The sequence below is a fragment of the Mesorhizobium salmacidum (SeqCode) genome, assembly GCF_037179605.1.
GTDB lineage: Bacteria > Pseudomonadota > Alphaproteobacteria > Rhizobiales > Rhizobiaceae > Mesorhizobium > Mesorhizobium salmacidum.
The window spans coordinates 168993-183260 of sequence record NZ_JAPYKS010000005.1 but is presented as its reverse complement, the minus strand read 5'-3'; the positions used below and the strand labels follow the sequence as shown (position 1 = coordinate 183260).

Genomic DNA, 14268 nt, shown 5'->3' with positions numbered 1-14268 from the left:
GGGGGACCTCAAAAGGCCCATTGCAGCGCGAGGCCGACCACGGACAGTCCCATTACAATTGTCGCGAGCCATCCGAGAAAGCGCAGCCAACCCTCAACGGGGAATTTGCCCATGATATCGGAACGTCCGGTCATCAGCATCATGACGACCATTACGGGGACCGCGCATATGCCGTTGATGACGGCGCTCCAGTAAAGCGCCTTGATGGGATCGATCGGCGTGAGCATGATCCCCATTCCCAGCGCCACGGCGGCGGCCAGGGTCGCATAAAATGCCATCGCTGCCTTCGGCTTGCGCTCCAGTCCCACTGGCCAGCGGCACGCCTCGCCCACGGCGAACGCGGCCGAACCCGCGAGAACCGGCACCGCGAGAAGGCCGGTGCCGATAATCCCCATTGCAAAGATCACAAATGCGAATTTGCCCGCGACCGGCTCCAGGGCCTTGGCCGCATCAGAGGAAGAATTGATGTCGGTCACCCCGGCCTTGTGCAGGGTGGCAGCCGTTGTAACGATGATTGCGATGGCTATCAGGTTCGAAAAAGCCATGCCCACCAGGGTGTCGGCGCGAATGCGCTGGAAGGCACCCCGCGCTTGCCACGGTGCCCGCTTCAGCGGCTTGGCCTTGGGGTCGATCGTCTCCTCTTCGACCTCTTGCGACGCTTGCCAGAAGAACAGGTAGGGAGAAATCGTGGTGCCGAGTATGGCCAGAAATGTCGTGAAGAAGGCCCGGCTCCATTCCATGTGCGGAAGAACGACCCCCTTGAGGGCCTCGCCCCATGGGATATCAGCCAGAAACGCAGCCACCACGTAGGCAAAAAGGCTCAGCGTTGTCCATTTCAGGACCGTGACGTACCGGCTGTAGTCGAGAAAGACGATCGCCAAAACGCAAGCCAGGCCGAACGCAACGACGTAAAGCGAGCTTGGGCCGCCCACCAGCAATCGCAATGCATCAGCCATCGCGCTCAGGTCCGCCCCGATGTTGATCACGTTGGCGGCGAACAAAAGCAAGGCCACAAAATATATCAGGGGAGGCGGGTAGTGTCGGGCCAGATTGCCGGAAATACCTCGACCTGTCGTGCGGCCTATCCGCGCTGCTATCTCCTGGATCGCGACCATGAGCGGAAGAGTGAACACCATCGTCCAACCGACATCGAAGCCCAGCTGAGCGCCCGCTTGGCTGTACGTGCCGATGCCCGAAGGGTCATCGTCCGAAGCGCCTGTGATGAAACCAGGTCCGATTGTGTGCAGGAATCGCTGGAAGGGCCCTTTTGCCCGAATATTACTCTGTTTTTCAGAGACTTCGGCGCTTATGTCCTCATGGAGGTGCTCCAAAACCGCGGCCCCTTTCGATATATCCGCTTGAAGCAGAATTCAGCGATCGCCATTCGGTTCCTTTAGTGATCGCTGAAACACCATTGGTGCTTCCTTTGCCGGAGACATGATATTTCTCGCACGGGTCGGTTTCCGCGACATGTGAGGGCCATCATCAAATCGATCGGCAAAGAACCCATAAGAATTCGCTGAAGATCATTTCACTCGGAACATATAAGCGAGCGACTGGTTTGGTGGGGGCAGCACACACAACCAAGGGAGATCCTCCATGATTACCAAACTTCTCTCCGCCACGGTGCTTGCGGTCGCTCTGGCCACATCGGCCATGGCACAGTCGAACGGCACCGGAACCAACAGCGGTTCAGGCTCGACATCCGGCATGACCAATGGCGCAAATGGGACCGGCACCGGCTCTGGTGCAGGGGTAACGCCCACCGATCCGAACGCTACTAATTCGACGAAATCGTCGAGCGGCATGACCGACCGCTGCAAGGATGCCGCGGGCAACGACATCGACAACAACACCGCCTCCGGCGCGACAACGTCGAACATGCAGAACTGCAACAAATGAGCCGGTGGCTAGGAGCACCGCCCGAAGTCGCTCTTCTCTCCGGGGCGACCAATCGGGCGGCGTTCTCGTTGCAACGCCGCAGGCGCAGATGAGCCGACAGGCCGTCAAGCAGGCGCCATCCGCCCTGCCGTGGGCGGCAGGCGCTTCGGCGGCTACCCTTATTGCGTTGTCGGTCTGCGCGATCGGCTTGATGCGCAGCAGCAATCTGCGAGAAACCACCATCCTGCAGGCGGTTGGTGGAGATCCTGACCGCGCCGTCCCGGCAATGATCCGCAATGGCTGTGGCGGATGCCACGAAATTCCGGGAGTCCCTGGTGCCCGTGGCACCGTCGGTCCGTCCCTGCGAGGCGTCGCCGAGAGAGAATATGTCGGGGCGTCGCGAACATCCCCAGACGCGATGATGCGTTGGATCAGCAGGGCGCGCGACGTCGATCCCAAGACGGCCATGCCCAACACAAATCTGTCGCCCCAGGAGGCGCGCGACATCACCGCCTATCTTTATGCACGAACATGAGACGCGCTGAGGGCAGTGCTGGGCGCAGTCGTTTTGCCAGCAGAAACAGTAGATCAAGGAGCACTCCGGCGCCTCCAACCGCCAGCGCCTGTCCCGCCAGAACCAGGACTGTCTGCGCCGTTGACGTGCCGGCCCGCATCTGACGCACGTCGGCCGCCGTAACGCGCGCTTCCGGATTTCCGAATTGCGCGGTCACATAATTTGCAAGTATCGCCACCTGGGCGTCGTCCAACCAGCCGGCGAAGGCCGCCATTGATTTGCGTTCCGCGACGTCACCAGCCTTGACGCCTTCGAGGATCGTCATGACGACATTGTCAGGCACGGCCGCGCCGGGGGAGGTGTTGTGGGTCAGTGATGGGGCGGAGCCGTCCGCTGATCCGCCTCCATTTGCTCCATGACACCCCGAACAGAGCGACCGATAGAGATCGCCGCCGGCCGCGGTTCCGCTACCTTGCGCCTTGCTTCCAGCATTGTCCGCGATCGTAGGCACATTGCCCCATGAAAAACGCGGCTGCCTTTCGTCCCCGGGTTGTGCGGGCACATCCCTGAGATAGGCGACCATGGCACGGATGTCGTCGTCCGACAGATGTTGCAGGCTGTTCATGACCGTTTCCGCCATCGGGCCGCTTGCATATGCCTTTCCGGGCACGGCGCCGGTCTTGAGAAACCGAAACAGCTCTTCATCGCTCCAGCCGCCGACGCCTGCGATCTTGTCACTGGTGATGTTGAAGGCTTGCCAGATGCCGGCGCTGCCGCCGGCAAGCTTGCGATTGTCATCCATGCCGAACGCCGTATTTCTTGGCGTGTGACAGGCACCGCAGTGACCGAGCACTTCGACAAGATAGGCCCCTCTGTTCCATGCGGCGGTTCGGCTCCGATCCGGCATGAAACCGCCGCTGTGCAAGTTCGCGAGCTTCCACAGCGCCAGAGTCCATCGCTGGTTGAACGGAAAAGGCAGGATGTTTGCTGGGCGCGGCTGGGAGATCGGCGGCTGCGCCAGCAGATACGACCGGATCGCGAGCACGTCCTCGCGGCTCATCGCTGCGAAGCTGTCATAGGGCATTGCGGGATAAAGGTCGGCCCCGTCACGCCTGACGCCTTGCTGGACGGCTCGCACGAACTCGTCCGCGGAATAGCGCCCGATGCCCGTATCGAGGTCCGGTGTGATGTTGGTGGAAAAGACGTCGCCAAACGGCGTTGGGACGCGATAGCCTCCGGCGAATGGGCGGCTGGGATTGGACGTGTGGCAGCCGATGCAGTCGGCCGCCCGGGTAAGATATTCACCCTTCTGGATTTCGCTCGCCTGCAGGTGCGTGCAAAACGCCAACGATGCCAAAACGGACGGGATCGCATAAGAGATGGCGGCGGGGACTGGAGCGCTCACCGCATGCCGAAGCGCACGCCGGCGGCGGCGCACGGCCAATAGCCCGCTTCGTGGCGCCATCACAGTTCGCACCCGCTGAAGGTCAGCCCTGCCAACATTTGTGTCAGCATCACGAGCGTGAACAGCGCTCCAATGCCGACCGAAGTCCTAGCCAGAAACATGCGAGTGCGCGCTTTAAGGGGCGGGCTCGTGCCATGGCCTCGGTCATGAATCGCGCGCCACGACAGCAGCGCGCCTGCCGTGGCGGCGGCGGCACCTATCAACGAGAACAAGGCAGTGGGCCAAAAACCGGCGTGGCATTGCCAGAACGCGGTTGAATAATCGAGCTGCAGCGTTATGGCCCACGCGGCTGGTCCACTGACCAGGCCTGCCCAGGAAACGCCGGTGCGGATCGCCTGCATCTCACATCCTCGGGACCCAGTAGATGATAAGATAGAGCACGACCCATGAGACGACCACGAAGTCCCAATAGGAGGCGTTGTCCGAGACGTCGCTGAAGCGTCGGCCGGCCTTGCCTTTTGGCGTGAACATGAGAACCGCAAGGACGATCGTGTCCCCGACATCGGTAAGAAGATGCGTTGTGTGTAGTCCGAGCAGGAACCAGACGATCGAGCCGTAGGCGTTCTGATCCCAGGAAATCCGCAGCGCCGGAAATTCCCAAACACGAACGATCAGCGGAAGAATTCCGGCGATCGACATGATGATCATGCCAAGGCGAACTTTCGCGAGGTCCTGACGGCGCGCCCAAAGTTCGAGCAGATGGTTGGGCACGATGCTCGCCAGCAGAATAACCAATACTGTCGTGCCTGGCAGCAGATCTGGTGCTGGCGCCCCGATCGGCCAATGCGGGGCCAGCACAGCCAGATAGAAATAGGTGCCGATCGCCAAGGCGAAACCCGTCGCCTCAAGGGCGATGAAGGCAAGGGTTCCCCACCACATCGGGCTCGCCGCCCCGAAATCATATGTGGGCAGGTGGCTGACATCGGCGACAGGGCGCTGCCTCATTCCTCGTCCTCCGGTTCGCCTTTCGGCCAGAACCAACAGATGAAGCCAATCGAGACCGGTATAGCGCCCCAGACCACCGCCCATGGCGTGAATATCGAGCCGAGAAATGCGCCGCCAACCGCGATGGCCGAGAGCAGCGGCCAAATCGAATTGTCGGCCGATGGCACCCTCAGTTGCGGCACCGCGTCGGCGACCGTGCCGGCGAGCACCTCGCGGGCATCGACGCGCAGGCCTTCGACGACGAGGAGCATGTCGGGTTCGGCCCAGAGCGGTTCGCGGTGGTTTACCACCGGCAGCCGCGAAAAATCGTAGGAGGGCGGCGGCGAAGTCGTCGCCCATTCGAGCGTGCTCGCCTGCCAGGGATTGTCTCCGGCGATGCGGCCGTTGCGAAGGCTGAGCAGGATGTTCAGGAAGAAGAGCGCAAAACCGGCGAACACCACCAGCGACGAGAGGCTGATGAAGAGGTTCATCTCGCCCCAGCCACTCGCCGGCGGATAGGTGTAAACACGGCGCGGCATGCCTTGCAGACCCAGAATGTGCATGGGGAAGAAGGTGAGATTGAAGCCGAGAAAGACCAGCCAGAAGTTCCAGCGGCCAAGCCTTTCAGACAGCATGCGGCCGGTGATCTTGGGAAACCAGTAATAGACGGCGCCGAGCAGGGGAAAGACGGCGCCGCCGACCAGCACGTAATGGAAATGGGCAACCACGAAATAGGTGTCGTGCACCTGCAGGTCGAGCGGTACCGAGGCGACCATGACCCCGGTCAGTCCGCCGATCACGAAGGTGAAGATGAAGCCGAGCACGAAAAGCATGGGCGTGGCGAAGCTCGGCCGGCCGCCCCAGATCGTCGCGATCCAGCAGAAGATCTGAATGCCGCTCGGAATGGCGATCATCATCGAGGAAGCGGTGAAGAAGCTCTCGCCGAGCTGGGGCAGACCGGTGGCGAACATGTGGTGCACCCACAGGCCAAAGGAGAGGAAGCCGATCGCGACCAGCGACAGCACGATCCCGAGATAGCCGAAGACCGGGCGCCGGGCGAAGGTCGGCAGGATCGCGGAGACAAAGCCGGTCGCCGGAATAAAGATAATGTAGACCTCGGGATGACCGAAGAACCAGAACAGATGCTGCCACAGCAGTGCATCTCCCCCCGCGGCAGGATCGAAAAATTTCGTGCGGACCAACCGGCCGAGGATCAGCATCGTGCTCGATACCATCACCGCGGGCATGGCGAACAGTATGACGAAAGCGGTAACGAGGACCGACCAGACATAGAGCGGGATGCGGTCGAGCGACATGCCCGGCGCGCGTTGTTTGAACACTGTCGCAATGATCTCGACAGCGACCGCGAGTGCGGACACTTCCGTATAAGTCACCATCTGCGCCCAGAAATCGGGGCGCTTACCGATGCCGTATTCAGGTCCGGCGAGCGGAACATAGGAGAACCAGCCGGCGTCGGCGCCAGTTTCGAAGGCAAAGGCTATCCAGATCATCAGCCCGCCAAAAAGATAGACCCAGTAGCTGAAGGCATTGAGGCGCGGGAAGGCGACATTGCGGGTGCCGATCATCAGCGGCACCAGGTAGATGGCGAACGCCTCCATCACCGGCACGGCGAACAGAAACATCATCGTTGTGCCATGCATGGTGAACAGCTGGTTGTAGAGATCGGGACCGATGTAGCCGGCTTCGGGCCGGGCAAGCTGGAACCGCATCGCCAGCGCGGACAGACCTGCAAGGATGAGGAACAGGAAAGCCGTCACGATATAGCGCCGGCCGATCAGCTTGTGATCGACAGTGACCAGCCAGCCATAAAGGCCTTTCGGCGTTCGCCAGGCATGCGCCAGAAAGGCGCGCAGCCTCGCCTCATCGAGGCCGGTGTCCCGCACGCCTTTCAGCACCTCCTGTTCATGCTCGGCTGACGTTCCCGCAACGCCGCTCATTCGAGGCTTCCAAGATAGGTGACGACGGCATTGAGATCGTCGGCGCTGAGGGCAATGCGCGGCATCTTGGCGCCGGGCTTCATGGACTGCGGATCGGCTATCCAGGCAGCAAGCGCCCCTGGGGTCATGGCCAACGTATCAGCAGCCAGTGCGCGGCGGCTTGCGAGATGGGTAAGATCAGGTCCAAGCGTTCCGCCGGCCGGTGTGCCTCTTATCGTGTGGCAGAGTGCACAGCCGGTGGAAAGAAAAGCCCGCTGGCCGCGGCGTTCTTCTTCGCCGGCGGGCGCGGGCGCCGCGGCGTCCTGCCTGGATCGCCACGCATCGAAAGCTTCGCGGCTTTCCGCAACGACGGTGATGGCCATATGGGCGTGCTGATAGCCGCAGAACTCGGCGCATTGGCCGCGATAGGTTCCGGGTTTGTCCGCAATAAGCGTGAGCTCGCTTGGCCGGCCCGGGATGAGATCCCTTTTGCCGGCGAGGCTTGGCACCCAGAAGCTATGAATGACATCGAGCGAATCGAGCTCGACCTTGACCGGGTCGCCAACGGGAATATGGATCTCGTTTGCCGTGACGAGCGCTTGCGACGGTTCATTCCCGAAGTAACGGACCTCCCACCACCATTGATGCCCGGTGACCCGGACGGTGAGCGTTTCCGTTCCGCTCAGCGAAGCAATGGATTTGCCCGCGAAAAAGCTCATCGTCGTCAGCATGACGAGCACGAGAACGGTCAAAGCGATGGCGCTTGCGACAAGGCGCGTAAACCGACGTTCCTGCCGGACATCGATCTCAAGTGGCAAATGCGTTGTCTCGGTCAGACGGCGACGCAGAAGCGCTGCCGCCAAGACCAGCATGACAAGCAGCCATGTGCCCGTCGCAACCGCGCTGAAGGACCAGATCAGGTCAAGGATCCTTCGGGCATTCGCACCGTGTGGATGAAGCGCGGACTGCCAGTCGCTGCATCCAGCCAGGACCAGCATTGGCGCTGTGCTGGCCCACTGTTTTGGCCATGTGCAGGTGAGCGGCATCAGCGGTCGTTTCCGCGTACGAGGGCGGGCCACCGGACTCACGCACCTTGCCATGAAGGATCCACCATCGTTGCCAAGGCCATAACGCGGTTGGTTGCAAAAGGATGCTTGGCAACGCTACCGTCCCTGGAAAGAGCGCGAACTCAGGGAATACTTTGTCGAACCAAGGCGAGGGGCGGCCGTTCTTCGGCATACGGCGGAAGCGCGGCTCTAGATGATGGGCAGGTGGGAAGCGTGCCGCCGCCCGCTTGTTCCAATCCAGAAAGCGGCCAGGAGCAGTGCGGCTCCGCCATAGATCAGGCCGGCCGGAATCCACATCAACAGGCCCGCCAATTGCTGATCCTCGAGTGGGCTGAGGCCCCACAGTTTCGAGCCGATGGCATTTTCCGGGTACCACAGCCTGCGCGAAACGACAAACAACGCCCCGAGCAAGCCGGTGTGCAGCGAGGTGAAGAAAAGATGCATGACCGCACCGCCACAGTCTTGTTCGCGGCCAGGGCGGGGCAGCAGCACCCACCAGAACAGAAGCCCGGTGCCGAGAAAACTCGCATGCTGGGCATAGTGCAGAAAGCCCTGCTGGAGCGCAGCCTCAAACAGCGCTGGAACATGCCATGTCCATATCGCGATTCCGTGCAGGAAAGTCGCGACCACAGGGCGGCTCATGACAGCCCAGATCACCTGAAATATGTTTGTGTGCCCAGCCGCGCCGAGCGTCTGGCGCAGCCGCGCGGGCAGCGCCCACATCATTGCCGCCATCGGTCGGGAAGCGACCAGCAGCGGTGCCGCGATGGCCATCAGCAGTTCGTGCTCGACCATGTGAGCGGCAAACACATGTTCGCCCAATGCGTGGATCGGGCTTACAAGCGCGACCGCCAGTGCGGCCCAGCCGGCGAAAAACAGCAAGGCCTGCCGCGACCGCAAAGGACGTCCGCGTCCGCTCCGACGCCAGAGCCGGCTGGCGCCAGCAATGTACAGCGACACAGCCGCCGCGAGCGGAAATGTAATCGGAAACGCCAGCGTCCAACCGGCTTGCGGGGCGCCGCTGCCATAGCAGATAGAGGTCGAGAAGAGTGCGTCGAAGCTCATCCTCCGCCTCTGGGGCATTGCTCTCCTGGCTGCATTTCGCGGCTCCAGAGTATTTCCGGCGAAAACAGGTTCGCCTCCGATGCTCTATATGTTTGTTACGCAATTCCGAACGCAAACCGCTTCGCATTTTCGCGGGAATTGCTCTAGGCATCCATCATCGACTTCGCCGGCTCCCGGGCAATATTTTCTTCGATGCGCTCGTGCCCCGGCGTCTGCGGCAAGGCCTGGCGGAAATTCTTGGCATAGTCGAGCGGCATCCTGGGCGGCATCAACGGCTCATAGGCATCGACCAGCGCTTCGATCACAACCGGACCTTCGGTTGCGAAGGCCTCGTCGAGAATAGTCTCGATCTGATCGGCCCGCTCGATGCGAAAACCGCTTGCACCCATCGCTTCCGCCGCCTTGGCAAAATCGATCGGCTGCAGTTCGCAACCGAATTGCGGATTACCCAGAAACATCATCTGCTCCCAGGCGATCTGATTGAGCATGTTGTTCTTGACGACCAGAATCTTCAGCGGAGTCTTGTAGCGCACCGCCGTCGAGAATTCGCCCAGCTGCATGGCAAAACCTCCGTCTCCCACGATAGCGGCGACCGGTCGACCGGGAAATGCAATGCCGGCGGCGATGGCATAGGTAAGGCCGCAAGCCATGGATGCCAGCGATCCGGATACGCCAAACGCCTGGCCGCTTCGAAGATCGACATGGCGGGCGGCAAGCTCCGTGTTCTGACCGGAGTCGGTGGCCAGCACCGTGTCGTCGGCTAGTCTTTGGCCGAACGCCCGGGCAATCGTTTGCGGCTTCAGCGGATGCGCCCGCGCGTTTTCGGATTGCCTCATCATCTGGCGCCATCTCCTCATGGTTTCCTGGGAGTGTTGCAGGAATTCACCGGAAGGCTTTTGGGTCAGACGTTGATTGAGCGCGCGCAGTGTCTCGGCGGCGTCCCCGACAAGACCGGCTTCGACCGGAAAGCGCAGGCCAATGCGCTGCGCATCGCAGTCGATCTGGACGCCACGGGCCTGCCCGGGCTTGGGGTAGTATTCGATGTAGGGGAAGGTGGAACCGACGATCAGCACCGTCGCAGGTCTCCATCGCTTCTTGTGAAGCCAGGGTTCCGAGGATGCCTATCCCGCCGGTCGTGTGAGGATGGTCGTCCGGCAGCACCGCCTTGCCCAGCAAGGCCTTTGCGACAGGTGCCTGCAGCAGATGGGCGGCATGTTCGAGTTCCGCGGCCGCGCCGATGGCGCCGCGTCCGGCCAGGATCGTCACTCGCGAGGCGCGGTTCAGAATGGCGGCTGCTTCGTCAAGCTCGGCGTCCAGCGGCATGGTGTGGCCGGCGAACATTTGCTGCGGCGTGTGCGCCGGGCGGTTGCGTTTGCTGCGCTTTGAGGGATCGCCCTCTTGCTCCTGCACGTCACTGGCAATCGAAAGATGGGCGACGCCCTTACGCGCCAGCGCGGTTCGGCAGGCGAGGCTGGCAACGTTTTCCATATGCGCGGCATCGGAGACATGGGCATTATAGACGGAGACATCGTTGAACACGCGCGTCAGATCGACATCCTGCTGCGTGAACGTCTCGATCAGATCGTGGAACTGCATGCCCGTGATCGCAAGCACCGGAGCCTGGTCGAGCTTGGCGTCATAAAGGCCGGTCAGAAGATGCGTTCCGCCGGGACCGGACGTTGCCAGGCAGACGCCTAGCTTTCCTGTCCATTTGGCATAGGCGCACGCCATGAAGGCAGCCGACTCTTCGTGCCGGACCTGCACGAAGGCTATCTTGTCCCGCCGGGTGCGCAGCGCTTCCATGACGCCGTTTATGCCGTCTCCCGGCAAGCCGAACACCACGTCCACGTCCCACGCGATGAGTGTGTCGACGAGAATTTCTGCTGCATTTGCCATGTCAGGATCGCTCCGGTGATAGGGCCGAACCGGTGAAGCACGGGTTGGTTCCTTCATCACAAGAAATCGTGACATGTCGGAAAGCGGCGGCCGGGCGGCTGTCGGGACCCCAACGCACTCCAGGAACAAAAAGCCTGACCAGTGGTTCGAGCCGCGTCTTGGCGCAGCTTCAAATCCCGCTTTGTCGGCACCTGGTTGGAATGTTTGTCATGACGTTTTGCATGCCCTCGGTAAAGATGCGCTTCCAATGAGCGAGCCACTGGATAGTGCCGGCCAGAGGAAAAGCGAGCGAAAGGAAGGCGGCGTTGTCCGGGCCCTCGGGCTTGGACTGATTACCGGCGCGGCTGACGACGATTGTTCGGCGATCGGTACCTACGCCAGTGCCGGAGCCCGATTTGGGCCCGACCTGCTGTGGACGGCACCGGTTACTCTGCCGATGATGTATCTCGTCGTCTATCTTTCATCCAAACTTGGTCAGGTTTCGGGTCGTGGGCTATTCAAGGTCATATCCGATTTCTATCCGCGTTGGCTGCTATGGTCTGTTCTGACGGGCGTGCTGATTGGCAATACGATCGAGGCAGCCGCCGACCTTGGCGCCATGTCGGCGGCCGTTATGTTGTTCGTTCCGCTGCCTGGTCCACTGATCGTCATTGTCGTCGCGATCGTCATTTTTGCCCTGCAGGTATTTGGATCCTACACCTTGATCCGCGATGTGTTCCGATGGCTGGCGCTGGCGCTGCTTGCCTATGTGGTCTCCGCGCTGCTTGCCAAACCGGATGCGGCTTCGGTCCTTCGCGGCACGCTGCTGCCAAGGATCGAGTTCAGCCGCGAATACCTGTCCATCCTGGTCGCCATCGTCGGGACGACGCTCTCCGCATATCTCTACACCTGGCAGTCGAACCAGGAGGTGGAGGAGGAGATTGCCAAGGGCAGAACGACCCTTGAAGAGCGCAAGGGCGCCACCGAGGGCGAACTCCGCCGATCCCGCCGCGATATCCTGATCGGCATGACGTTCTCCAATCTGATCATGTATTTCATCATTCTTTCGACAGGGTCGACGCTCTACAAGGCCGGCCAGACTCAGATCGACACCGCGGCGCAGGCCGCCGAAGCGCTGCGGCCGCTTGCCGGCGATGCGGCGGGAATTCTTTTTGCCGCAGGCGTAATTGGCGTCGGCTTTCTGGCTGTGCCGGTCATGACGGCTGGCGCTGCCTTCGATTTCGCCCAAGCGATGGGATGGAAGAATGGGTTGAATGCCAAACCCCGGCAGGCCCCTAAATTCTACATGGCGATCGGGACAATCACATTGGTGGCGGTGGGTCTCAATTTCCTCGGCTTCAATCCGATGAAAGCCATGGTCTGGTCGGGCATCGTGCAAGGGTTTTCCACGCCTCCGCTCCTGCTTCTCATTCTCATCATGACCAACAATCGCAAGATCATGGGTGACAAGGTCAACAGCAAAAGCACGAACATCCTGGGTGGCGCGACGACCCTGGCGATTTTTTCGGCGTCGGCGGGTCTGGCGGCAAGCTGGTTCCTGTGATTCGCGGGACGTGAAGTATCTTCAGGCGTGGCGGAACATCGGCGATCAATTGTCGTTGACACGCTTGTGAGAGAGAGGACACCGCCATGTCAAACTTCCAGGCCGCCACTCCGGATCGTCTGCGGCAACTCAGGCTTGAGGCTTCAGCTCATTTCACTCCGATGATGCTGCACGAAGCATTGCTGCGGCTTTCCCACGCCTGTGGAGGTGAAAGCCTTGAGCGGTTCGAGAAGGCCATGGTCGCCCAGATCGAAGCGACGAAGGACGACCGGGCCGATTTCGACACGATCAAAGAATTCGCGATCGAGCAGCTTTATGCCGTGATCCGGGAAGCGAACGATTCGCCAAAGAAGAAGCAGTCGCTGGAAAAGACCGAAACCCGCAGGACGCCCGGCCGCTCCGAAGAACCGCAGACGCTTGAGGATCAACTGCAGGCCGGGTTGGAGGATTCTTTTCCCGCGAGCGATCCGCCAGCGGTCGTGTCCACAGCCATTCCAGGCGGAGCAAAGAAGCTGGTCGGGACCGACGAGGTGCTGAAAAAGCAGCGAGAAGAGGCAGCCAAAGAGACCGGCCAATCATAAGGCCGCAATGTGAGCCAAAGGCGCGGCTGCAAACCAGGCCGCAGGCGTCAAACTGCCGGTGTGCGGCTTTGTTCCCACAAAGAACGGAGTGCGCCGCGGATCCATCATCGAAGGAGGCGTCATCGTTGCGGCCTGCCGAATTTCTGAAGAGTTGTCCTCGGCGCGAGGAACGAACCAAACTTCCATGCATTTAGCAGGGGCTGCATTCGTACACTCTTTCTTCTGGGAGCTGGACCATTGTCATCCGGAGGCTACATTTCGGCCGACCAGGAAACCAATGAAGTTTCCATCGTTGACCTCATACCCGCCCTCCGGGCTTTCGCGCGTACCTTCTGTCGCGTCCCCGACGATGCCGACGATCTGGTGCAGGAGACGCTGACCAAGGGGCTCGCGAACATCGACAAGTTCGAACCCGGCACACGCATGAAATCGTGGCTCTTCACCATCATGCGCAACACTTACTATACCCGGATCAAGATTGCTGCCCGGGAAGCGCCAGGCCTGCTCGACTGTGCATCTTCAAGGCCGATTTCGGAAGCGACCCAGGAATGGAGCGTTCAGAGCAAGGAAGTTCACGGCGCCATTCAAAGACTACCCGAACACCAACGCGAGGTTCTGATGCTGATCGGCGTTCTGGGAGTAAGCTATGAGGAAACGGCCGAGATATGCGGCTGCGCGGTAGGGACGGTCAAAAGTCGGCTGAATCGTGCCCGCGCCAATATTCTCGAGTTGCTTGGGGAGAGTTCACTGCAGACATTGATGGAAAGACGAAATCATCTATCGGATGGTCAACTCGGTATCGAGGGTGACAGCCGCAGATAGTCAGTTCTTCACGTCACCTCGACGCTTCTCGATCAGCGCGTTTTGCAACTCCATCGCCAGCCTGGTCAGCCGGTCTGGAATTTTTTCCTGCTCTATGGCGTCGAGGAGAGAAGTGATCTCCTGGTCCATAGCCAGACCGAATTGCGGGTCCACCGTATCATCCCTCGAACGAGACATCCAAATTCTCTTGATAATAGCAGTCCCTTGACCTTAGTGTGGTGACAAATGCTCGAGATTACAAGGCGATATCCACCGCCGGCATGATTGCCGGCGGCCCTTGCACAGGTTTATTTCCTTAGCCTTACATCGCCACGGGCCAAGAATGCGGTGGGACGCCGTTCAATCCTTCGGCAACTGGTTCGCGGCATGGTCCTGATATTGATCGGACTTGATGCGATTGCCATCCAGTCCGCGCTCCTCGCTGTGCTGTTTCTTGTCGCGATTGGACAGAACCGCGTTTTCTCCGACCTTGTCCTTGGGCAGGTCGGTCATCGCGCCGGCGCCGGTACCCTTGCCCTGGGTGCCGCGGCCGAAATGTTTTTTGTCGCCGGATGCCATGATTTTCTCCTTCGG

14 protein-coding genes and 1 pseudogene are annotated in these 14268 nt (G+C 60.7%); 5 read left to right on the top strand and 10 right to left on the bottom strand.

All coding sequences use genetic code 11. The features are described 5' to 3' along the window. Window positions 1-8: 8 nt before the first annotated feature. A complete protein-coding gene (locus tag O7A60_RS09125; RefSeq protein ID WP_415926808.1) occupies window positions 9-1331 on the bottom strand; it encodes an Nramp family divalent metal transporter in 1323 nt (440 codons plus the stop codon). A 268-nt stretch (window positions 1332-1599) separates the two neighbouring features. Here O7A60_RS09125 and O7A60_RS09120 point away from each other — a divergent pair, with 268 nt between their 5' ends. Then, window positions 1600-1902 (top strand): hypothetical protein, encoded by a 303-nt coding sequence (locus O7A60_RS09120; RefSeq protein WP_140712635.1) that lies wholly within the window; start codon window positions 1600-1602, stop codon window positions 1900-1902. A gap of 88 nt (window positions 1903-1990) precedes the next feature. Next, the gene (locus tag O7A60_RS09115) at window positions 1991-2416 is read left to right on the top strand and encodes a c-type cytochrome (protein ID WP_140504053.1); all 426 of its coding nucleotides are present in this window, start codon (window positions 1991-1993) and stop codon (window positions 2414-2416) included. On the opposite strand, the gene O7A60_RS09110 is transcribed toward O7A60_RS09115, so the two are convergent. The 7 genes and pseudogenes from O7A60_RS09110 to O7A60_RS09080 all read right to left on the bottom strand — a co-directional run bounded on the left by O7A60_RS09110 (window position 2388) and on the right by O7A60_RS09080 (window position 10749). Continuing rightward, window positions 2388-3833 carry a c-type cytochrome gene (locus tag O7A60_RS09110; RefSeq protein WP_337106057.1) on the bottom strand — a complete coding sequence of 482 codons (1446 nt, stop codon included), beginning with the start codon at window positions 3831-3833 and terminating at the stop codon, window positions 2388-2390. The genes O7A60_RS09115 and O7A60_RS09110 overlap by 29 nt on opposite strands. Before the next feature lie 26 nt (window positions 3834-3859). Beyond that, a complete protein-coding gene (locus O7A60_RS09105) occupies window positions 3860-4201 on the bottom strand; it encodes a hypothetical protein (RefSeq protein ID WP_337105954.1) in 342 nt (113 codons plus the stop codon). Between the two features lies 1 nt (window position 4202). Beyond that, window positions 4203-4805 carry a cytochrome c oxidase subunit 3 gene (locus O7A60_RS09100; RefSeq protein ID WP_337105953.1) on the bottom strand — a complete coding sequence of 201 codons (603 nt, stop codon included), beginning with the start codon at window positions 4803-4805 and terminating at the stop codon, window positions 4203-4205. Next, complete coding sequence (gene ctaD / locus O7A60_RS09095; RefSeq protein WP_337105952.1) at window positions 4802-6742, bottom strand: cytochrome c oxidase subunit I; 1941 nt, start codon at window positions 6740-6742, stop codon at window positions 4802-4804. Before ctaD ends, O7A60_RS09100 begins: the two co-directional genes overlap by 4 nt. Continuing rightward, window positions 6739-7767: a cytochrome c oxidase subunit II gene (gene coxB, locus O7A60_RS09090; protein WP_337105951.1), complete on the bottom strand. Its 1029-nt coding sequence runs from the start codon at window positions 7765-7767 to the stop codon at window positions 6739-6741. The genes ctaD and coxB overlap by 4 nt, the downstream gene beginning before the upstream one ends. A 210-nt stretch (window positions 7768-7977) precedes the next feature. Then, window positions 7978-8853 (bottom strand): cytochrome c oxidase assembly protein, encoded by an 876-nt coding sequence (locus tag O7A60_RS09085; RefSeq protein WP_027144321.1) that lies wholly within the window; start codon window positions 8851-8853, stop codon window positions 7978-7980. A gap of 143 nt (window positions 8854-8996) precedes the next feature. Beyond that, window positions 8997-10749 (bottom strand): annotated as a pseudogene (locus O7A60_RS09080) (thiamine pyrophosphate-dependent enzyme). 247 nt (window positions 10750-10996) lie between these two features. Here O7A60_RS09080 and O7A60_RS09075 point away from each other — a divergent pair. The 3 genes from O7A60_RS09075 to O7A60_RS09065 all read left to right on the top strand — a co-directional run bounded on the left by O7A60_RS09075 (window position 10997) and on the right by O7A60_RS09065 (window position 13695). After that, window positions 10997-12292, top strand: a complete 1296-nt coding sequence (locus O7A60_RS09075) for an Nramp family divalent metal transporter (protein ID WP_140745629.1) — start codon at window positions 10997-10999, stop codon at window positions 12290-12292. 86 nt (window positions 12293-12378) lie between these two features. Continuing rightward, window positions 12379-12873, top strand: a complete 495-nt coding sequence (locus O7A60_RS09070) for a hypothetical protein (protein WP_337105950.1) — start codon at window positions 12379-12381, stop codon at window positions 12871-12873. Window positions 12874-13110: 237 nt separating this feature from the next. Beyond that, a complete protein-coding gene (locus O7A60_RS09065) occupies window positions 13111-13695 on the top strand; it encodes a sigma-70 family RNA polymerase sigma factor (protein WP_181165831.1) in 585 nt (194 codons plus the stop codon). Here O7A60_RS09065 and O7A60_RS09060 read toward each other — a convergent pair whose 3' ends face one another. Together O7A60_RS09060 and O7A60_RS09055 are read right to left on the bottom strand one after the other, a co-directional pair. Further along, window positions 13696-13848 carry a hypothetical protein gene (locus O7A60_RS09060; protein WP_337105949.1) on the bottom strand — a complete coding sequence of 51 codons (153 nt, stop codon included), beginning with the start codon at window positions 13846-13848 and terminating at the stop codon, window positions 13696-13698. A gap of 186 nt (window positions 13849-14034) precedes the next feature. Further along, entirely contained in the window at window positions 14035-14253 is a 219-nt protein-coding gene (locus tag O7A60_RS09055; RefSeq protein ID WP_027144326.1) for a hypothetical protein, read from the bottom strand. Window positions 14254-14268: the final 15 nt, after the last annotated feature.